Genomic DNA, 20,921 nt, shown 5'->3' with positions numbered 1-20,921 from the left:
GCCAATGGGCTATGGCGTACTGGATTTCTTCAGCGCTTTGCTTATCGAGTTTGACTCAGTTACCGAAAATTATAGTTCATATCTGGAAACGATGTCAACCTGACCGATCCGGATTAAAGAAGCCCCGCCGTTGGGCATGTCCCTCTTTTGCCGATTGGCGGAAAAGAAGCGCAGCCGCTTCAAACGGATCGGTCAGGCTGCGCAACGAGCGGAAGGTTTCTTTATTTCAAAAAATCTTCTGCAGCTGCTTTAAACTGGCCGGATCCAGCTTCCGAATGCTGGCCACTTCCAGTCTGCGGTCTCCAGTATCCACCAAGAGGAGACGATCCTCTCCTTGCCTGAACACGTGGTCATGCAGGTTGGGAAGCTGCAGCCGTTCCGGGCCGAACTGGGTAACGATGTCCCACTGCCAACCGGACGTCTTCTGCTTGATGCTGCGGATAGCTTCGACGCGGGGAAGCAGGTATCTCAAATATAGTTCGTTCTCCAGCTCCTGGCGGGAGGCAGCGTCCAGCTGCCGCAAATCGGCGATGATACCGATCTCCTCTCCCTCTTTGGTACGAATGGAGATGTACCGGTCCGGCTCGGAAAAGGGAAACGTCCGGAACACCAGAATTTCCTCATGCTCCCTTCCATCGCAGGACAACCAAAGCAGGCCGCCTTCCGAGCGTTGAAACCGGCATTTATCTGCTTCAAGCAGTAAGATATCGAAGGGGTCCCCGCCTTCGGGGAAACCGCCGGATTCATACGGGTTCGGCACTGGTATCACGCTCCCTGATCAACGCTGTTTCGGTCTGGGCCTTCACAAGCTTCCAATAGATGCCTTCCTGTTCCATCAGCTGCTCGTGAGTCCCGGTTTCGGCTATGCGTCCTTTGTCGATCACCGCGAGACGGTCCGCGCTGCGCAGAGTCGACAGGCGGTGGGCGATCGCGAAGGTCGTCCGTCCCCGGACAAGCCGGGAAATGGCTTCCTGGATAAGACGCTCCGTCTCCGTGTCCACGGAAGCGGTCGCCTCGTCCAGGATAAGAATACGGGGATTGTGCAGGATGGCGCGCGCAATGGCAATGCGCTGTTTCTCCCCGCCGGACAGGCGGTGACCGCGTTCGCCGACCCGCGTGTCGTAGCCGTCGCTCATCGCGACGATAAAGTCGTGGGCGTTGGCGATCTTTGCGGCCCGCATAATTTCCAGAGGCGATGCTTCCGGCTTCGCGTAAGCGATGTTTTCGGCAATCGTCCCGTCGAAAAGGAACGTTTCCTGAAGCACAACCCCGATCTGGGCCCGCAGGCTTTCCTGGCTCAGCTTCTTCAGCGGAATGCCGTCTATTAAAATCTGCCCCCGGTCCGGATCGTAAAACCGGCAGATCAGATGAATCAGCGTAGATTTACCCGCTCCCGAATGTCCGACAAATCCGATCATTTCACCGGGCTTCACTTCCAGAGAGATGTCTTTCAGGACAGGCTTATGCTTCTCGTAACCGTATGTAACCCGGTCCAGCGAAACGGAGCCTTCCAGCCGGCCGGGAGTAACCGCATCTGCCGTATCGGCAACTTCGCGCGGCGTATCCATAATTTCAAAAACGCGCTCGGCGGCCGACACGGCCCGGTTCGTCCAGCTGATCGCCTGCGTAAACCACTGCAAAGGACCGAAAAACATCGTGAGGTAAACCGTAAAGGCCATCAGAGTCCCCAAGGTCAAGCCGCCGTCCAGCACCTGCAGACCGCCGTAATACCACACGATGATCCCGCCGGCGCCCGTAACGAGCATAAACAGCGGAGCTGCAGCCTGCCACAGCCCTTCCATCCGCACGGTTTGCGTCATCATTTCCCGATTGGCTTCCCCGTACCGGGCCTGCTCGCTTTTTTCGCGGCCGAATGCCTTGACGACACGGATGCCCTGAAGGGAATCGCCTACCAGCGTCTGAAGCGCGTTTAGCGCTCTCCACTGCTTGTACCAGAGCTGGCGGACCCTCGGCCACAAAATCCAGACTCCCGCAAGCAGCAGCGGGGTCGGCAGAAGCACAACCAGGGTGAGCTTCCAGCTGAGGGCGAGCATCATCGACAAAATAGCCGCGACCGTGAGTACCTGGCTCGCCACCCAGATCACGCCTTCCGTGAGAAACTGTCTCATGGAATCCGTGTCCTGGTTGAGCCGGCCGATAAACTGCGACGTCTGGCGGCGGTCGTAGAAGCTGAGAGACTGCTCGGTCAGCGCCTCGAACGTTTCACGGCGGATATCGTTCATCATGGCCGCTCCGACCTTGACCCCGATAAACCCCCGGGCGATCTGCAGCGCGGACAGCACCAATCGGGCGCCCAGGAGAGCCACCACCCAAATCAGCAGCGTCTCGGCCATCCCTCCCGGATGCAACACATCGTCGACGATAATCTTGGTCACAAGCGGAGGCGCCAGCTCCAGCAAAACCGCGATGATCAAAAACAGCGCAGCCAGGACCATCCGGCCGCGGTACGGGCGCGTATACGCAAGCAGCCGGGTCAGCACGCGCCGGCGCCCGGAACTGCTCCGCTCCGGCTTATCTCCGGCCGTGCAGTCATGGTCCTGCCCGGGTGCCGCCTCTCCGCACAGCGCGCATGGACCGGCACTGTCTCCGCCTGCTCCGCCAGCGGGGTCAAAAGCGCCGGTTTCCAGGAGCAGATTGGCCGTATGAACCGCCGCTTCGAGCCCTTTGGCGCAGGCGCCCGTGTAGCGGACGAGCACGACCGGACCCGCAACCGTATCCGCGATGAGGCATCCTCCGCCCTGCGGAGCATCCTGGGTCCGCAGGCTCCGGACCGCTTCCGGCGCGAATCTGCGCAGGCAAGCGCCGCCGGAAGCGTAGACGCCGATTTGCCCGGCGCCTACAATGAGCCAGCGGTCATCCGGCCGTCCGCTCTCGTCCATGTCCGCCCGGGCGGCTGCCTCAGGCTTTGCCCCCAGGCTGCGGAGAAGTTCGGGTGGCAGTTCTTCCGCTGTCACGGGCGGCTCCTTGAGTGCCATGGGCAACCTCCTTTTGCCGCTCTTCAATGGCGGCACAATCGTTAGTCTGATCGTAACGCACGCCTCCTGCAAGCGCAAGAGAACGGCCCAGATCCGATTGGCGACTTTGCCCGGCCGCGCCTTTAATTAGCGGACTTCTGACTCCTTACTTAGTCCGGCATCTTTCTATGCCCTCTATCCGAATCTACACCGTACGCCTGTGAATGTAATAAAGAAACAGATGCTGGAGCACCACCTTAAGCACGGCAAAAAAGGGAACGGCCAAAATCAGGCCCGGTATCCCCGCCACTTCTCCGCCGACGAGCAGCGCAAAAATAATGAGCAGCGGATGCATATGCAGGGTCCGTCCCACCACCTGAGGGGAGATTACGTTCCCCTCCAAAATTTGCACAATCGTATTGACTACGATAACAAGCAGGAGCATTTTCACCGAAACCGTCGCCGCCATAATAACAGCCGGAGCCGCCCCGAAGAACGGGCCCAGATAAGGAATGATGTTAAAAACCGCAACGAGCCCGGCCAGCAGCAGCGCATACGGCATCCCGATGGCCCAGTAACCGATATAAGCCAGCACCCCGACGATAACGCAAACGAGGAACTGCCCCCGAATATAGTTGCCCAGCGCCGTGTCGATATCGACCAGCACCTTGACCACCTGCCTGCGTCGCGATTTCGGAACAATGGCCAGCACGGTTTTCTCGATCAATTGAAAATCCTTGAGCATATAAAAAGCGAGAAAAGGAACGATGAAAGCGGTCAGAAGCATATTGATGGTGCCTCCGATGCCATGAATCGTGTCCGAAATTTTGAGGGACAGATTTTTTTGGAGTTTAAAAATTGCATCGTGGATACCCGATCGGACCGTATCCGGAAGGAGCTGGCTGTTTTTCATGCCGTCCACAAGCGACTGGGCCCTGATCGTCATTTCAGGCATATGTTCGTTCAGTTCCCCCAGCTGCTTGACGAACATCGGAGTCACATTCATAAAGATAACCGTGAGCGAGGTCAGAAATACGGCATAAATGAGCAGAACGGCAGCCGTCCGGGGAACTTTGCGCGTACTCAGCAGATTGACGACAGGGTTGAGCACATAGGAAATAATCATCGCAATCAGGAAAGGGGTCAGCACCGCTTTCAAGAAATGGAAAACACTTCCGAGAATCGGTCTTATTTGCAGCAGGAAGAACAGGACCAGTAGTCCGAGAAGCGTATAAATCAGGCCGGCAAACCAGCCGTTTTTAAAAATCGAATTCATGGCGTTCCCTCCTGTTGACGCTGACAGACTTCGGCGAATGAATGTCCCTCTCCATTTCTTCAGTATATGTACTACCTTGGCAATTAATCCAAGCTCCTTCGGCGCCGGCAGGTTCTCTTCGATCGGCCCAAACCAAAAAGCACCGCTCCTGCCGGGCCGAAGCGGTTAAGCTTATCCCTACAGAGGCGGTGCCTTTTATTTATTTCTCATGTTTCGGCTAACTAAGTTGTAAACCCTTATTGGGCGTGAATTTGCGGCATTTCTTCTTCAAAAAACAGATCGTCGAGCGAACTCAGCGTACCGTCTTCCTCCACTTGATAAACGGACATCTTCTCCCCGTTCACAGCGAGTTCAATGAAGCAGCCCCAGCAATAGAATTGATGGGATCCGATTTTACCGATATCCTTGGAACTGCAATTTGGACAGCGCATCATGTGCAATTTTCACCCTATTCTTCTTTAGATACGAAGATTTCCTCCGCCTCGAGCCGGGAGTTAAGCGGAACAATCACCGCATCCTCACCAATGGTTAGCGATACCGGCATTGGGAGCCACTTGCGACCTTCCATTAAATCGGATACGAAACCTTCGGACAGTTCAAAACCTATTATCTTTGTACCCAATTGTTCAAGCAAATAAACGTCCTCGATCGTTCCCAATTGCTGACCGTTTGCCGTAATAACGGGGAGTTCTTTGAGCTTGTGCTTGCCGCCGTTCAGCGGGATCAGCCCCAGGCTCTCCGCTTCCGCATAGCTTCTTACGGATTTCATGTCGGCAATCGTGACCGCATCTTGTCCGCAGGCCGTAATTTCACCGGCAGGAATATAACGGCAAGAAGAATACCAATGCTGTGCGTCCAGCAAAACGCCGAGGATCGTCCATTCATTGTCGAATAGAACGTCTCTCACCGTTCCTGCACGTTTGCCTGTGGATAAGCAAAATACAGGCAATCCGATAATGTCACGGGCTTTACGCAAGGGGAATATTAAACCTCCTTATGACAGCTTGCCGCCGCCAAAGAGCGTACCCTTCTCTTATCTACGAATCCGCTTCACGATGGTTGCGGTTTTACGGGCCGCCGTCTCAATCTGGTCTATAGAATTCCCAAAACCGAAGCTAAAACGGACAGCCGACTTGCATACAGATTCTGGAAGGTCCATGGCCCTCAGGACATGAGAAAGTTCAAGAGAGCCCGACGAGCAGGCGGACCCGCTCGCAGCCGCGATACCTTCCAGATCGAGATTCATGAGCAGGGTTTCCGTATGGCTTCCCGGAAAGCTCACGTTAAAAATATGGGGAGCGGACACATCCGGATTGCCGTTGACCACAAAACCGTCAGGTCCTAGTTCCTCCAGGAAAATCCGCTCCATATGTTGGCGGTACTCGGAAGTTCGATTGTTATATTCTTTGTAATTATTGTTATATATTTCCAGAGATTTTGTAAAGCCGACTACTCCGGCCACATTTTCTGTGCCGGCTCTTTTTTTACGTTCCTGCGAGCCTCCCAATACTTGCGGAGCCAATTGAAGCTTACGGGAAGCAAAGAGAGCGCCGATGCCTTTGGGCCCGTTGATTTTATGAGCGGAGAAGCTCATGAGATCTACGGGAAGCACGGACAGGTCGATCGGAAGCTTCCCCAGCGCCTGAACCGCATCCACATGAAAAGCGATGCCGCGGCTTCTGGCCAACCGTCCGATCTCTTCGACCGGCTGGATGGTGCCGACCTCGTTGTTCACGTACATTACGCTGATCAGAACGGTCTCGGGCCGGATGGCTTCCTCCAGATCTTCCATTCGGATAAGACCGGTCATATCTACTGGCAGAAATGTAACGTCGCAGCCCATTCGCGCCAGACGTTCTGCCGGATGCAGCACCGCGTGGTGCTCGATCTGGGTTGTAATCACGTGAGCGCGTCTGCCCCCGAAGGTTTCGACGACCCCGTACAAAGCTGTATTGTTGCTCTCGGTTCCCCCGCTCGTAAACAGCAGATCGGCCGGTGAACAGCCGATTGCCGCCGAGAAAGCGCTCCTCGAACGGTCGAGCGCCGTCTTGGCGGCCCGGCCGTAGCTGTGGATGCTTGAAGGGTTGCCGAAATAGTCCGTATAGTAAGGCATCATGGCTTCCAGCACCTCCGGATGGAGAGGAGTTGTAGCGGCATGATCAAGATATATTCCCATAGTGGTCACCCTGCAATCAAATATAGAACATATAGCTGTCGCGTTTGCCTTCTTCTTGATAAGAAATCAAAGAAGCCAGAGTTGTGGAATCCAGAACCTCCGCGATGCTGTCGCGGATACGAATCCACAAATCCCGCTTGGCCGGATCGTCTTCTTCCGTAAAATCGACCGGTGAAATCGGACCTTCCAGGACTCGGATCACTTCACCCGCGGTAATTTCTTCCGCGTTTTTCGAAAGGATATATCCGCCGTAGGCGCCGCGGATACTTTTAACAAGACCTGCGTTTCTCAGAGGAGCTACGAGCTGCTCCAGGTAATGTTCGGATAGTTGATGTTTCTCTGCGATACTTTTCAGCGAGGTCGGCCCTTCCCCGAATCTTGCGGCCAGTTCCATCATTATAGTGAGACCGTAACGGCCTTTTGTTGAAATTTTCAAATTAACACCTCTTCTACCCCTGCTTATGTGTAAGATTACTAGCTCTAGGGTATCCTATTTCTCTATGATTCATTCCATTTAGGCATGTTCTTTACTATGTTATCACAATTCCGATTAATTTGGTTACAAAACCATGACATCTTGATGAAATATTTTCACTTTGCGAAAAGCGCGTTATAATGGGTAGAACCCTGAGGTTCATACAGGTGTCACCAGCCATTTTTGGCAAGAAAGGATTAGAACCGGCCATGAGCAAACAGAGAGTCATTCTCGGTATGTCGGGCGGGGTGGACTCTTCCGTAGCGGCTCTGCAATTGAAAGAGCAGGGCTATGACGTCATCGGCGTCTTTATGAAAAACTGGGACGATACCGACGAGTTCGGCCATTGTACCGCCGAGGAAGACGCGGAAGACGTACGGAGAGTCTGCGACCAGATCGACATCCCGTTTTATACGGTTAATTTTGAAAAAGAGTACTCCGAGAAGGTGTTCCAATACTTCCTGGATGAATACAAAAGCGGGCGCACCCCGAACCCGGACGTTATGTGCAACCGGGAAATCAAGTTCGGCGAGTTTCTGCAGAAAGGTCTTGATCTGGGCGCCGATTTTATCGCGACCGGCCACTATGCCCGCCTGGAGGAACGCGACGGGGAATTCGTCCTGCTTCGCGGAAACGATTCGAACAAGGACCAGACTTACTTCCTGCATGCGCTGAACCAGTACCAGCTTTCGAAAGCCATGTTCCCTATCGGGCACATGCCGAAGCCTCAGGTCCGCGAAATCGCGGCGGCTGCAGGCCTTGCGACCGCCAAGAAGAAGGACAGCACCGGCGTCTGCTTTATCGGGGAACGGAACTTCAAAGAATTCCTGAGCCAGTACTTGCCCGCCCAGCCCGGAGACATCCAGACGCTGGACGGTGAAGTGAAGGGCCGCCACGACGGCTTGATGTACTACACGCTCGGTCAGCGTCAGGGACTCGGAATCGGCGGCTCGGGTACCGGCGAGCCCTGGTTCGTTGCGGACAAAGATCTTGAGCGCAACATTTTGTACGTCGTTCAGGGGGACAAGCACCCGCGCCTCTACAGCAAAGGCCTGTCCGCCACGGACGTGAACTGGATCAGCACGCGGAGACCTCAGGGCGAGTTCACCTGTACGGCTAAATTCCGTTACCGTCAGCCTGATCAGGGCGTTACGGTAACGCTGGGCCAGGACGGAGCGGCCGAAGTGGTATTCCACGAGCCGCAGAAAGCGATCACGCCCGGCCAATCCGTCGTTTTCTACGACGGCGAAATTTGTCTGGGCGGCGGGATCATCGATAAGGTGCACCGCTAAGACGAACATCCCGAGCCGCCGGGCTCACAAAAGCGGCCGCATGGCCGTGCACCGCTTGACGGAAGCAACAACCCGGAAGGCGGGGCCGGCTCACGTTAAGGCAGACGTCAGACGGAACGTGCCTACGGAATGCTGCCTGGGCGGCTCCGCTGCACCGCGGTCGCTCCGGTTTCAACCGGGCCCGGCTGTCTGCTTGCGCAGCAGCGACAGCGACAGCGACAGCGACAGCGACAGCGACAGCGACAGCGACAGCGACAGCGACAGCGACAGCGACAGCGACAGCGACAGCGACAGCGACAGCGACAGCGACAGCGACAGCGACAGCGACAGCGACAGCGACAGCGACAGCGACAGCGACAGCGACAGCGACAGCAAAAAGAACGCGAATCCCTTTTAGAGGGATTCGCGTTCTTTTTGTAAGTACATATATTGGCCAACCATACTTACAATAGGCCCAGCATTGATTACCTGGGAAATAATTTACCCCGTTAGCTTTTCCTTGTCCAGACAGTGCTCACAGTCCGTTCTCGGGTTTAAGATCAACCGGTTTAATGGCGGGGGATTCCTCATAAAAGATTTTCTTGACCTTCTCCCTCATGGGCTTCGAAACGAGCGTATACAGAAGGTCCCCCTCGATAAGCTCCGTATTCCCGTGAGGCGTTATAATTTTTCCTTTTCGGACGATGGCCGTAATGAGAACTTCTTCCGGAAGCTCCAGGTCACTGATCAGCCTGTTGTTGACCGGACCGTTTTCCGTCACTTTAATTTCGATAATTTCCGCATTCGCTTTTCCGAGAGCGAGAAGCTCAAGGGTGTGAGCGTCGTTCTTGGCCGAACCTTCGGTAAGACCCAGCTTTTTGGACAGGACGGAAATGGTGGAACCCTGAACCAGCGTCGACAGAAGCACGATGAAGAAGACAATGTTAAAAAACATGCGCCCGTGTTCCAGACCCGCAAGCAGCGGATACGTGGCCAGCACGATTGGAACGGCCCCTCTCAGGCCGGCCCAAGAGATCAGCAGCTTTTCCCGGTATTGAAATCCCGTGCCGAGCATGCTTCCGAACACCCCGACGGGTCTCGCGACGAACATCAGAATAAGGGCAAGAGCTACTCCCTGCCAGGCAATACTGATAAGATCGTCCGGGAACGCCAGCAGTCCGAGCAGCATAAACATCAAAATCTGCATCATCCAGGCAAACCCTTCATGAAACCGCGTGATCGAGAACCGGTAGGCAAAATCCGCGTTGCCGAGCCGCAGGGCCATCACATAGACGGCCAGCAGTCCGCTTCCGTGAAGCAGTGCCGTAGACCCGTAGGTAAAGATGGCAAAAGCAAGCGCCAGAACGGGATACAGCCCGGAAGAATCCAAATCGATTTTGTTGAGGCTCCAGACGGCCAGACGGCCGATGACCAGTCCCAGCACCAGCCCAAAACCCATCTCCCATAAAAAACTGCCGATCAGTAGAAGGATGCTCGTGTCCGGCATTTGAATAAGCTCGATGAGGGAAACCGTCAGAAATACCGCCATCGGGTCGTTCGTGCCGGATTCCGCCTCCAGCGTCGAGGTCAGCCTTCTCTTTACGTTCTGATTGCCGAGAACGGCAAATACCGCCGCGGCGTCCGTAGATCCGACAATGGCACCGAGAAGCAGCCCTTCCTTAAGCGTCACCTGCAAAATCCAGTAGGCGCTCAATCCGACGATAGCCGTAGTCAGCAGTACGCCTGCAGTGGCGAGCATCAGGGAGGGGCGGATCACTTCCTTCACATGCGTCCACTTCGTATGCATGCCTCCGTCGAACAGAATAACGATAAGCGCCATCAACCCGAACCACTGTGTCAGCTGGGCGTTGTCGAAATAAATAAAACGATTGAGTCCCATGCCCACCAGCATAAAAAAGACGAGAGCCGGAAGTCCGAAACGGGACGAAAACTTAGACATAAGCACGCCGGCGAACAGCAGGACGGCAATGAGAAAAATATATTTCTCCGTCATAATCGGTCTCCTTCAGCTACCTGCAGTTCCTGCCGGAAGCCGCAGGCTCTTCTAGAAGGGTCATCGGTTCCGGCGCTGCTGATTTATTTTCATCTTCTCTTCCATACCCTGTTCCGTGGCATTAAAAAACACTTCGCCCTCCAATTGTTCCGGCAAATACGCTTGTTTCACGTAATGACCCGGATAATTGTGGGGATACATGTAGCCTTTATGCCCTAGCTGTTCCGCTCCCTTGTAGTGGGTATCCCTGAGATGCAGCGGAACCTCCGCCTTTCCGATGCTGTCCATGGCGGACATCGCACGTCCGATGGCAAGCGGAATGGAGTTGGATTTCGGACTCTCCACAGCGAACAGAATCGCCTGGCAGACGATATATTTCGCCTCCGGCCAGCCGATCTTGTGATAGGCCTCCATCGCCGAAACCGCCTGAACCATAGCCTGCGGATTCGCCAGGCCGATGTCTTCGCTGCATGCGACGGTCAGACGCCGGATAAACGTCATCGGGTCCATGCCGAGCTTCTCCACGGCGTACAGGAACCAGAAGAGAGCGGCGTCGGACGACCCCCGCACGCTCTTATGGAACGCGGAGAGGACGTCGTACTGCGTCGACTCGTCCGCTTTGACGGTCGGGCGGCGGATGGACTCCTCCGCGATATCCAGCGAGATGCGGACAACGCCGTCCGCATCCGCCGAGGTCGTCAGCGCGGCGATTTCTAGCGCATTGAGCGCACGGCGGATATCTCCGCCCGCCATGAACGCGATATGGGCAAGCGCCTCTTCTTCGGCTTCGATGTTTAGAAAGCCGAGTCCGCGCTCTTCATCGGCGAGGGCGCGCTCCATCGCGATGCGGGCATGCTTCTCGGTCAAGCCGTGAAGCTGAAACAGCGTGGAGCGGGAGAGCAGAGCCCCGTTCACATAGTGGAACGGGTTCTCGGTCGTCGCTCCGATGAACACGATCGTGCCCTGCTCCACGGCGGGCAGCAGGGCGTCCTGACGCGCCGAGTTGAAACGGTGCACCTCGTCGAGGAACAGGATCGTCCGGCGGCCGTACAGCGCCTTGGCCGACTTGGCCTGCTCGATCACCTCGCGCACATCCTTGACCGAAGCGTCCACGGCGTTCAATCTTACGAAATCGGCGGACGTCTTCTCCGATATAATGTGCGCGAGCGTGGTTTTACCGCAGCCGGGAGGCCCGTACAGCACGATCGACGTGATCTGGTCGGCCTCGATCGCCCGGCGCAGCAGCTTGCCGGAACCCACGATATGTTCCTGGCCGATATATTCATCAAGAGTGCGGGGCCGCATCCGGTCCGCGAGAAGCTTTCCGCGGGAATCGTTCTCGGCAGCGGCACTGAATAAGTCCATTTCCATCTGCAATTCCGCCTTTCAACAGCATGTAGAGTATCTACCTATTATACTGTTGACGCCTCATATTTGTCGAAGTACCCGGCCTAATGCGCCGTTCCCGCGGAATGGATACGGACATGAGTGTTCACTTTGAACGTCAGCTTAGGGTATATTTTCTGCCAGTCCTCCCATTCCGATGCGTTATCCCAACGTCGGGACATATAGTGCAGGCCGAAGCCGATCGGGTCCGTCTCCTGTTTTTGGAGCCTCTTTAAGAATCGTTCCACTTGTCCGTTTATTTCCTTTTCCGTTGCGTCCTCGATAGTATCCAGAACAGGCCGGGTCATTTTCTTATGGCTCTCGTTTTCTTCCAAAGTCGCTTTTATGTGAATTTCGTACGCGAGAACCGGTTCTTCTCCCGGCCGCGCGTTTATTTTATAAGATGCCCGCGAGCTTTCCAGATTCAGTTCGTACAAGCTTCCATCCATTTTACCGCTCAGATTCGTTTTTAAGTTTTTGGTCGTCAGCAGGTTATACAATTTCGTTTCATTGGGAGTCAGCTCAATTCCGATCCGGTGTTTTTTCATGAGCGCCAGCTGATCGATTCTAAAATGGTCTCCTTCGGCTTTGACGATCGGAAGAATGGGATCCATTCCTCTTTCCTCGAGCCGCCGCTGGTAATCGAATAAATACTCCGTTACGATGTAGGGCGATTCCGTTCCGCTCTTGGAAAGGCCGAGTATAAGGGCGTTGGAGGGAATACGCTCGGACTGGGGCTTGATTTTCTGGACGTCCAAGGCGGTTGGCTTGGCAATGGCCAGCAGCGTAATGAGCTGAACATCCCTGCGCCGCACCCCCCAGTTGATAATCTGATAAATATCATCGTGAGCCATACTTTCCCCGATCAGAAACACCTTCATATGACCGAAATCCAGCTCTTTGTCCACCTTGGACTTGGCTTTCCTTACCGCGTCCGCAATCGTCTTCGTTTCCTCGACTATAATGTCGAATTGTTCGGTCCCTTCTTTGGGATTTCCTTGGGGAATGGCCAGTTTCAGGCTGACACGAAGGTTGTTTTCCCGATCATCCAACTTGTCTATCCCCATCGAGATCACAAAAATGCGTTTGTCGATGTCCTTGAAGTTGCATCCGCCGAGAAGCAGCGGGAACAGGAGAGCCGGAATAAACAGCATCAGCTTGTACCTCACTTCTTTTTCTCCTTCCGATACATATAGAAAATCAGCAGCACGAAACTAAATTCAGCCACGAGCCTGATTTCAAGAAAGATCTCTCCGGCTCTAATCAGCCCTTCCTGATTGAATTTGAGCATCCACATGCAGGCTACGGCGAAAACGACAACGACTCCAAACGGGAGATATTTAGACCCGCGCGCAGCGGCGGGAAACCGGATCAACCCCCGGGCCAGACTTTGTGCCACATGCCAATGCACGATCGTGCTGATCAGAAAAAGGGAGATGTAAACCAGGTAAAAAACGAACACGAGCCGTTCGACGAGGAACATATCGACCCGGATGGAATCCGCCAGAGAAAACCACGGATAAACGTACGTGGATACGCCCATGGAACCGTGCATTCCGATCGGCACGATCATCGTAAGCAGCAGAATCAGCAGACCCGACAGCGAAATAAGCAGATAGCCTCTCATATGAAACTTTTCGAATACCCGGTTAAATACAACCAGATTGATATAACCGGTAAAAAGAAAAGTCGCCGCAGCCACCGCCTGAAACGAAGGCCACTGCAGACTGAATGTGAAGGTTTGCAGCACCGCGTCCCAGTCGAACATGGGTGACGTTATGGCCCGGATGATGAAGAACGCGACAATCGGACAATTCAGTACGAGCAAAATTTCGAGCCCGAACAAAATGGAAGCAGGGTTGAGCGTACAGGCCCAGCACACCACAATTAAATAGCCGATCATAACCATAAAGGCGGGAACGTCCGGACTTATGTAACGGAGGGTGATATCCACAAAAGACAAAAGCGTAATGCCCCCGGCAAAAAACCAGAGCCCGATCATAACCAGCTGGACGAACACATTCAACCACTTCGGCAGATGCTGCTTCATCATTTCCGGAAACCCCTGCCGGGTGAAAGAAGCAAGCAGGGTCGTGAACCATCGGATCAGCAGGTAGCTGATAAGGACCGCGAGGAGAATCGAAGTCCACGCGCCGTCGAACCGGTGCTGCAGCAAAATTCTCGGCACATAAATGATAATGCTGATTAAAGCATTGATGGCGATCAGGTAGTACACATATCTATTGGTGACCATCCGTACCTCCTCCGCGCTGCTCGTTTATATGAAACAGCCGCATATAAGGGCGCCCGAAGCTGCGAAGATTGCACAAGTACAAAATACTGCCGATGACCCCGACGACTACGCCGAGCAGTCCGAAAATAGCGGCCAGCAAGACGAACCAGTACTTCGCGAAACGGACCGAAAAGCTCATCATGTTGATCGGAATAACAAAGTTGGAGATGGCAACCGCCGCCACGAGAATAATCATGATGCTTCCGACCAGTCCCGCTTCCGTGGAAGCCGTCCCCAGAATCAGACCGCCTACCGTCGTCGCCGTTGGTCCGATGGCTTTCGGCAGCCGCAAGCTCGCTTCGATCAGAAATTCCATCATAACGAGCATAATCAGAACCTCGACAAAAGAGGGATACGGCACGCTTGCCCGGCTCCCTGCGATAAGCAGCGTCAAGTTCATTTTCAAAATTTCGGGGTTATAGGAAGTAAAGGCCACGTAGAGGGCAGGCAGGGTCAAGGTCATAAACAGGCCGACATAACGGAGAATGAGCAGAAAAAGGCCGACGAACGGGAGCTGCACTTTATCGTCCATAGCCGTAAAAAAGTCAAAAAAGGTGGACGGCAGAATAAGCGCAAAGGGACTCGTATCGATCAGAATAATAATTTTGCCTTCGCTCAAGTTATCGATGGCCCGGTCGGGCCGTTCCGTCGTCATCATCGTAGGCACCAGCCGAAAGCCTTGGGAACTGAGCGCTTTCTCCAGCTCGCCGGACGATTGAATCTTGTCTACCTTCAGCTGCGAAAATTTATCTTTAACGTCTCTAAGGATTCCCATGTCGACTTTCCGGTCGTCGTAAACGAGTGCGATGGCGGTTTGGGACAAATAGCCGACCGTTGAATTTTCGATTTTCAGATTGGAAGATTTATAACGCCGGCGGACCAAGTTCAGATTCGTAAAAATCGATTCCGTAAAGGCGTCCTGAGGACCCTGCACGATCGCCTCCACCGTGGCGTCCCCTACACTGCTCTTTACGTCCTGCAAGGCTTCCAGCAGGTATATTTTACCGTCGACAAACAGAGCCACCGATCCCGATAGAATTAAATCAAGCGCTCTGACCACATTCGTAAACTCCATGCCGCTGGGCAGGGAAGAAATATACTGCACATAAAGGTCCATCGACCGGATTTCAAAAAACGGGGCGATAAAAAATCTCCGTATCATTTTCGTATCGCACAAGCTTTTCATGTAAATCAGCCGCATCGTCCTGCCGTCCGAAGTAAGCTCGCAATTTTCCAGATCGGCGGAGAGCGCCAGCTTCTCAGTCAGCCATTGTTCGATCTGTTCCGTCGTCGCATTGGTGCCGGTCATCCGTTATTCCCCTCCCTTCCTCTCTTATCCGTAACGGTTCTTTGGTATACGTTGCCCAGCTTGCTTCCATGTCATTCCAAGGCATCGCATTTGGCAACCTGCCGAACAAGCAGTACCGAACGCCCGGGCAGACCGTATTTCCGGCCGTTTGTCTTTTTACACGCCAAAAACCGAGTATCCCCCTACGTCGACCACCTTGCGGCGGAACGCAAATAAGCCCTCATCCCGCCGGGAAAGCGGAATAAAGGCTAATCGCTTCATAACATTCGAACCTGTTTAACAGGTTTATTTAGGAGAAGAGAGTCCTGACGGAGAATCCTTCAGTCTTCTTCCAGCGCCAGAATTCCCTTGGCCTTGCTGACGGATAACCGCAGCTTCTCCCCACGGTCCGTCACGGTAAACAGGTAGCGGTCGCTCTCTTCCCGCTCGAACAGACCGGAGCCCGCTTTGTAATACCGGGCCACAATCCCCTCCGCCTCTTCGCGGGTGAACGGCTCCGTAAGCTTCTCTTCCTCGCGGCCGCCGATGACCCAGCTCCCGTTTCGTTTGAGCAGCGTATACGTCAGAAAGGCCGAATCCGTGTAGGCCCCTTCCGGCCTCTTGCCCCGGACTTTGATCCTGTCGTCCGTCACGCTGACGATTTTAAACGAAGGCACGGGCATCGAAACAGCCGGAAAAATGGCCACGGCTTCGTAGATCCCGCCCAGATGGCGCTCATAGAATGTTCTCCAGCTTTCCGGGTCCGCATAATAACGGCTCAGGGCGGGCCGGATCGCTTCAAATGGCGGCTTCGTACGGGAAGCCAGTTCATGGTCGAACAGGCTCAGAAACAGCTCCGCCGTCTTCTGCTCGCTAAACCTGATCAGGCTTGCCGCCTTGTCCGCCGTCAGGGGCTGCGCCGCTTTAGCCGCGCGCTCCCCGGCCGTCGCCTCCAGAAGCGCCAGCGCCCGCGAAACAAGCGCGGCCGCATCGCCGCGGGTCATGACGCGCTTCGGTTCGTAGCTCGCGCCCGAATCGCTGCGCAGCCCCAGCGCCATGATGTTGCGCACAGACGCCTGTGCCCACGCATCGGCATCGCCCGCGCTCGGGCCGGGTGCAGCCGCCGGGGCTTCGACGCCCCGGGCCTCCAGCCAGCGCCACACCATCGCGGCGGCGGCCTGGCGGGTTACCGGCTGCGCGGGCATGAACTTGACGGCCGTTACGCCGTCAACGAGGCCTGCCGCATAGGCAGCCGAAATATACGGCGCCGACCACGCGGACACGAGGTCGGTGAAGGGGGTCGGCCCTTCGGACGTTCCGAGTCCGAAGGCGGATGCGAGCAGCTTGGCAAACTGCTCGCGGGTCAGCGCCCCGTCCGGATCGAACCGGCCGGATGCCGTTCCTTCGATGAGGCCCCGCGCAGCCAGATCCGCAATCGCGTCCGCGTTGCGGTTATCCGGGGCCACATCGGCGAAGAGGCGGCCTGCGGCCGGGCCTGCTTCCGCCTCCGCCGCCTGTCCCTCCTGCGGAGCTTCAGCCCGGCTTCCGCCGGCCCGTTCCGCCTCCCGGTGCTCTGCCGCCGCAAAGGCCTGTCCGGCTGCCGAAGTTATCACGGCAGCCGCGGATAAAGTGAGGAGAACCTTTTTCCAAGCCATACCTTTCCTGCCTCTCTAGGTGCTGTTGTGACTTCGCAAGGGTCGTTAAACGTCGATGCCGGCGTTGTGCAGCAGGTCTTTGACGCATACGCTGACCATGATCAGGCCCGCAACGGGCGGCACAAACGCGTTGCTCGCCGGAGGCTGCTGCGCTTTGCGGATTTCCGGCGCGTTCTCCGGAACGATGCGCTGAGTGACATCTTCGCGCGGTTTCTTCGGCTCTTCCGTCGAGAAAACCACCTTCACGCCTTTTTTGATGCCTTCCTTGCGGAGCTTCGTCCGGACGACCCGGGCAATGGGGTCCATCGTCGTTTTGGAAATGTCGGCGACCTGGAACTTGGTCGGGTCCATTTTATTCGCCGCGCCCATGCTGGAGATCATCGGGATTTTACGGTCCAGGCACTGCTTGATGAGATGAATCTTATAGGAGATGGTATCCGAAGCGTCCAGAACATAGTCCGGCTTGTAGTCAAACAGCTGCTCGTACGTTTCCTCCGTGTAGAACATCCGCAGCGCGATGGCGTCGCATTCGGGATTGATGAGCTTGATCCGCTCCTGCATAAGCTCGGCCTTAGGTTGTCCTACCGTCGTCGTAAGGGCATGGATCTGACGGTTCACATTCGTAATATCCACCACATCTTTATCGATCAGTATAATTCGTCCGACTCCGGTACGGGCCAGGGCTTCGGCCGCTATGGAACCGACTCCGCCGATACCGAGAACGGCTACTGTGCTGCCTTTCATAACCTCAAGGCCTTCGGGTCCAATGGCAAGTTCCGTCCGGGAGAATTGATGAAGCATTCGGAATTTCCTCCTCTGTCAGCTAACAATATGATAGGTTTACGCTAAGTTTGACCTGATTCGGTGGTTAATGTCAAGTCGTGCGCTTGGTTTTACCTCTGCGGCCCGAAAAAAAGGGACCCGAAGGTCCCTCCCTGTTTCGTCTATTTTACCCTGCGGCCTGTAAAATTTACACGGCCGGGGAGCGTGGCGGCTGCCGAACTTAAGCTTTGGCTGCCGGTTGTTTCAACGCGATGCGGATGGAAAGCTGTTCAAGCTGCTTCTCGTCGACTTCGCTCGGCGCATCGGTAAGCGGATCGGACGCGCTTGCCGTTTTCGGGAAGGCGATCGTTTCACGCAGGTTCGTACGTCCCGCAAGCAGCATCACCAGACGGTCGAAGCCGTATGCCATTCCGCCGTGCGGAGGCGTGCCGTATTCGAAAGCTTCCAGCAGGAAGCCGAATTTTTCTTTGGCTTTTTCAGGCGTGAATCCGAGCGCCGCGAACATTTTTTCCTGCACCTCGCGCTGGTAAATCCGCATGGAACCGCCGCCTACTTCGTAGCCGTTGAGCACGATATCGTAGGCTTGGGCGCGCATTTGGCCCGGGTCCGTTTCGAAGAGATGCAGATCTTCGTCCTTCGGACGGGTGAACGGGTGATGCATGGCGACATACCGCTTCTCATCTTCGTCGTACTCGAACATCGGGAAGTCGACGACCCACAGGAATTTGTAGGCTTTGTCGTCGATCAGACCCAGATCGCGGCCGACTTTCAGACGAAGGTTGCCCAATACGTCGTATACGACTTTCGGTTTGTCTGCGGAGAAGACGAGCAGGTCTCCCTCTTCCACGTTCAGACGCTCGGTCAGCGCGGCGATCTCTTCTTCCTTGAAGAATTTGACGATCGGCCCTTTCCACTCGCCTTCCTTCACGGTGATCCAGGCGAGACCTTTGCCGCCGTAGCGGGATGCGAACGGCTGGAGATCGTCAAGTTCTTTGCGGCTCCACGTCGCGCCGCAGCCCTTGGCGTTCAAGGCTTTGACGATGCCGCCGTTTTTGGCGACCATATTAAACACTTTTACGTCGCTGTCCGCCACGATATCGGTCACCGTGGACAGCTCCAGACCGAAGCGCAGGTCCGGCTTGTCGGAGCCGTATTTGTCCATCGCTTCCGCGTAAGTCAGACGTTGGAACGGTGTCGGAATCTCCGCTCCGACCGTTTCGCGGAACAGACGCACGATCAGCTGCTCCATCATGTCCAGAAGCTGATCCTGGGACAGGAAGGACGTCTCGATGTCCACCTGCGTGAACTCCGGCTGACGGTCTGCCCGCAGATCCTCGTCGCGGAAACAGCGCGCGATCTGGTAGTACCGCTCCAGTCCGCTCACCATAAGCAGCTGTTTGTACAGCTGCGGAGACTGCGGCAGCGCGAAGAACTCGCCCGGGTGTACACGGCTCGGCACGAGATAGTCGCGCGCGCCTTCCGGTGTGCTGCCCGTGAGGATCGGTGTCTCGATATCGAGGAACCCGTTCTCGTCGAGGAAGTCGCGGAAAATCCGGGCCGCTTTGGCACGCAGCATCAGAGTCTGCTGCATTTCCGGACGGCGGAGATCCAGGTAGCGGTGCTTCAGGCGCAGCGTCTCGTCGATTTCGATGCCGTCTTCGATGAAGAACGGGGGATTTTTAGCCGCGTTCATAATTTCGATTTCCGTGATCCGGACTTCGATTTCACCGGTCTGCAGGTTGGTATTTACCGTTTCGGCGTCACGTTCGACGACGGTCCCTTTTACGGCCAGTACGTACTCGTTGCGGGCGCGGTCGCCGATCGCCAGCGCTTCTCCCGAGAAATCCGGGTTGAAGACGATCTGCACGAGACCGCTGCGGTCGCGCAGGTCGATGAACAAGACGCCTCCCAGGTCGCGACGGCGCTGTACCCAACCGTTCAGAATAACCGTTTCTCCGATGTTCGCTTTCGTTAATTGCCCGCAATGATGTGTTTTGAGCATCATAATGACTGAACCCCTCCATTTTCGTTTCCGGATCTTGTCCGTTTCAAAATCGCTTCCGCAAAATCCTCCAGCTTGATCGTTTCCTGCTCGCCGGTGGCCATAGTTTTGACCGTAATTTCACCGCGCTCCAGCTCGTCGTCCCCCAGAATGGCGACAAAACGCGCCGCAGAGCGGTCAGCCGATTTCATCTGCGTTTTCATTTTGCGGCCCTGGTAATCCTTCTCCGCCAGAATGCCGTGCGCACGCAGCTCGTAGAGCCGCTTCACGATCTCGTCCTCGGCCGCCTGACCGAGCCCGATCAGGTACACGTCCAGCCCTGGAGGCTGAGGAAGCTGCACGCCCTGGGATTCCAGGACGAGCAGAACGCGCTCGAGGCCGAGGCCGAAGCCGACGCCGGGCTGATCTTGACCGCCGATCTCGGAGACGAGGCCGTTATACCGGCCGCCGCCGCCGATCGTATCGATAGAGCCGATGCCCGCCGCTTTATATTCAAAAGCGGTGTGCGTGTAATAATCGAGCCCGCGCACGAGGCGGGGATTGATCGTAAACGGAATCTCCATCGCGGTCAGATGGCGTTTCACCGCTTCGAAGTGCGTCCGGCAAGCTTCGTCCAGATCGTCCAGCAGTTCGGGCGCCCCGTCGAAATACTTCTGGTCGACTTTGCAGTCCAGAATCCGCATCGGGTTGCGGTCGAACCGCGACTGGCAGTCCTTGCAGAGCTTATCCTTGAAAGGCTCCAGGAACGCCTGCAGTCTCTGTTTGTAATTTCCCCGGATCTCGGGTGTTCCGACCGAGTTAATCTCGACGGACACGCCCGTCATCCCCAGTTCGCGGTAAAACGTATAACCGAACGCGATGACTTCGGCATCCAGCGAAGGATCCTCCGAGCCGAACGCTTCGATCCCGAACTGGTGAAACTGCCGGTAGCGTCCGGCCTGAGGCTGCTCATACCGGAACATGGGTCCGATGTAAAACAGCTTGCTGATATCCGGCTCGCCGTACAGTTTGTTTTCCACATACGCGCGTACGACGCCGGCCGTTCCTTCCGGACGAAGCGAAATGCTGCGGTTTCCTTTGTCCTGGAACGTGTACATTTCTTTCTCCACGATATCCGTCGTCTCCCCGACACCCCTGGAGAACAGTTCGGTGTGTTCGAAAATCGGCGTACGGATTTCCCGGTAACGGAACCGGCTGCACAGGTCGCGGGCTTTGCTTTCCAGCGCCTGCCACTTTTCTACGGAACCCGGCATAATGTCCTGGGTGCCCTTCGGCTTTTGCATGCTCATGCGAGCTTCCTCCTTGCTTTCCTTGTCGACTTCCCCGT

The 20,921-nt window shown here is 55.6% G+C and carries 18 protein-coding genes; 1 reads left to right on the top strand and 17 read right to left on the bottom strand.

Translation table 11 applies throughout. The features are described 5' to 3' along the window. Nucleotides 1–226: 226 nt before the first annotated feature. The 7 genes from ACI48J_RS06835 to cymR all read right to left on the bottom strand — a co-directional run bounded on the left by ACI48J_RS06835 (nt 227) and on the right by cymR (nt 6,863). A complete protein-coding gene (locus ACI48J_RS06835; RefSeq protein ID WP_405082250.1) occupies nt 227–760 on the bottom strand; it encodes a DUF1854 domain-containing protein in 534 nt (177 codons plus the stop codon). Continuing rightward, nucleotides 744–2,996, bottom strand: coding sequence for an ABC transporter ATP-binding protein (locus ACI48J_RS06830; RefSeq protein WP_405082249.1), 2,253 nt, complete (start codon nt 2,994–2,996; stop codon nt 744–746). The genes ACI48J_RS06835 and ACI48J_RS06830 overlap by 17 nt, the downstream gene beginning before the upstream one ends. A 184-nt stretch (nt 2,997–3,180) precedes the next feature. Then, the gene (locus ACI48J_RS06825) at nt 3,181–4,251 is read right to left on the bottom strand and encodes an AI-2E family transporter (RefSeq protein WP_405082248.1); all 1,071 of its coding nucleotides are present in this window, start codon (nt 4,249–4,251) and stop codon (nt 3,181–3,183) included. Between the two features lie 236 nt (nt 4,252–4,487). Continuing rightward, nucleotides 4,488–4,685 carry a hypothetical protein gene (locus ACI48J_RS06820; protein WP_009676575.1) on the bottom strand — a complete coding sequence of 66 codons (198 nt, stop codon included), beginning with the start codon at nt 4,683–4,685 and terminating at the stop codon, nt 4,488–4,490. A 14-nt stretch (nt 4,686–4,699) separates the two neighbouring features. Next, complete coding sequence (locus tag ACI48J_RS06815) at nt 4,700–5,227, bottom strand: PRC-barrel domain-containing protein (RefSeq protein WP_218228254.1); 528 nt, start codon at nt 5,225–5,227, stop codon at nt 4,700–4,702. A 57-nt stretch (nt 5,228–5,284) separates the two neighbouring features. After that, nucleotides 5,285–6,427, bottom strand: a complete 1,143-nt coding sequence (locus tag ACI48J_RS06810; protein WP_405082247.1) for a cysteine desulfurase family protein — start codon at nt 6,425–6,427, stop codon at nt 5,285–5,287. 16 nt (nt 6,428–6,443) lie between these two features. Beyond that, entirely contained in the window at nt 6,444–6,863 is a 420-nt protein-coding gene (gene cymR / locus ACI48J_RS06805; RefSeq protein WP_009676580.1) for a cysteine metabolism transcriptional regulator CymR, read from the bottom strand. A gap of 248 nt (nt 6,864–7,111) precedes the next feature. On the opposite strand from cymR, the gene mnmA reads away from it, so the two are divergent. Beyond that, on the top strand, nt 7,112–8,194 hold the full coding sequence (gene mnmA / locus ACI48J_RS06800; RefSeq protein WP_326050817.1) for a tRNA 2-thiouridine(34) synthase MnmA: 1,083 nt from the start codon (nt 7,112–7,114) through the stop codon (nt 8,192–8,194). A 171-nt stretch (nt 8,195–8,365) separates the two neighbouring features. Here the strand turns inward: mnmA and ACI48J_RS06795 are convergent, their stop codons facing one another. The 10 genes from ACI48J_RS06795 to hisS all read right to left on the bottom strand — a co-directional run bounded on the left by ACI48J_RS06795 (nt 8,366) and on the right by hisS (nt 20,883). Further along, nucleotides 8,366–8,569 (bottom strand): hypothetical protein, encoded by a 204-nt coding sequence (locus tag ACI48J_RS06795; protein ID WP_405082246.1) that lies wholly within the window; start codon nt 8,567–8,569, stop codon nt 8,366–8,368. Between the two features lie 139 nt (nt 8,570–8,708). Further along, complete coding sequence (locus ACI48J_RS06790) at nt 8,709–10,187, bottom strand: potassium/proton antiporter (RefSeq protein WP_326056730.1); 1,479 nt, start codon at nt 10,185–10,187, stop codon at nt 8,709–8,711. 60 nt (nt 10,188–10,247) lie between these two features. Then, nucleotides 10,248–11,558: a replication-associated recombination protein A gene (locus ACI48J_RS06785; RefSeq protein WP_405082245.1), complete on the bottom strand. Its 1,311-nt coding sequence runs from the start codon at nt 11,556–11,558 to the stop codon at nt 10,248–10,250. Nucleotides 11,559–11,638: 80 nt separating this feature from the next. Next, nucleotides 11,639–12,742, bottom strand: coding sequence for a Ger(x)C family spore germination protein (locus tag ACI48J_RS06780; protein WP_405082244.1), 1,104 nt, complete (start codon nt 12,740–12,742; stop codon nt 11,639–11,641). Beyond that, nucleotides 12,739–13,827, bottom strand: a complete 1,089-nt coding sequence (locus ACI48J_RS06775; protein ID WP_405082243.1) for a GerAB/ArcD/ProY family transporter — start codon at nt 13,825–13,827, stop codon at nt 12,739–12,741. Before ACI48J_RS06775 ends, ACI48J_RS06780 begins: the two co-directional genes overlap by 4 nt. Next, nucleotides 13,814–15,175, bottom strand: coding sequence for a spore germination protein (locus ACI48J_RS06770; protein WP_405082242.1), 1,362 nt, complete (start codon nt 15,173–15,175; stop codon nt 13,814–13,816). Before ACI48J_RS06770 ends, ACI48J_RS06775 begins: the two co-directional genes overlap by 14 nt. 320 nt (nt 15,176–15,495) lie before the next feature. Beyond that, nucleotides 15,496–16,809: an S-layer homology domain-containing protein gene (locus ACI48J_RS06765; protein ID WP_405082241.1), complete on the bottom strand. Its 1,314-nt coding sequence runs from the start codon at nt 16,807–16,809 to the stop codon at nt 15,496–15,498. Nucleotides 16,810–16,854: 45 nt separating this feature from the next. Next, a complete protein-coding gene (locus tag ACI48J_RS06760) occupies nt 16,855–17,610 on the bottom strand; it encodes a ThiF family adenylyltransferase (RefSeq protein WP_009674276.1) in 756 nt (251 codons plus the stop codon). Between the two features lie 202 nt (nt 17,611–17,812). Then, complete coding sequence (aspS, locus tag ACI48J_RS06755) at nt 17,813–19,597, bottom strand: aspartate--tRNA ligase (protein ID WP_326055282.1); 1,785 nt, start codon at nt 19,595–19,597, stop codon at nt 17,813–17,815. Further along, nucleotides 19,594–20,883, bottom strand: a complete 1,290-nt coding sequence (hisS, locus tag ACI48J_RS06750) for a histidine--tRNA ligase (RefSeq protein WP_405082240.1) — start codon at nt 20,881–20,883, stop codon at nt 19,594–19,596. Before hisS ends, aspS begins: the two co-directional genes overlap by 4 nt. Nucleotides 20,884–20,921 lie beyond the last annotated feature (38 nt).

The sequence above is a fragment of the Paenibacillus chitinolyticus genome, from assembly GCF_045038035.1.
GTDB classification, from domain to species: domain Bacteria; phylum Bacillota; class Bacilli; order Paenibacillales; family NBRC-103111; genus Paenibacillus_F; species Paenibacillus_F chitinolyticus_A.
This window is presented reverse-complemented; position numbering and strand designations above follow the sequence as displayed.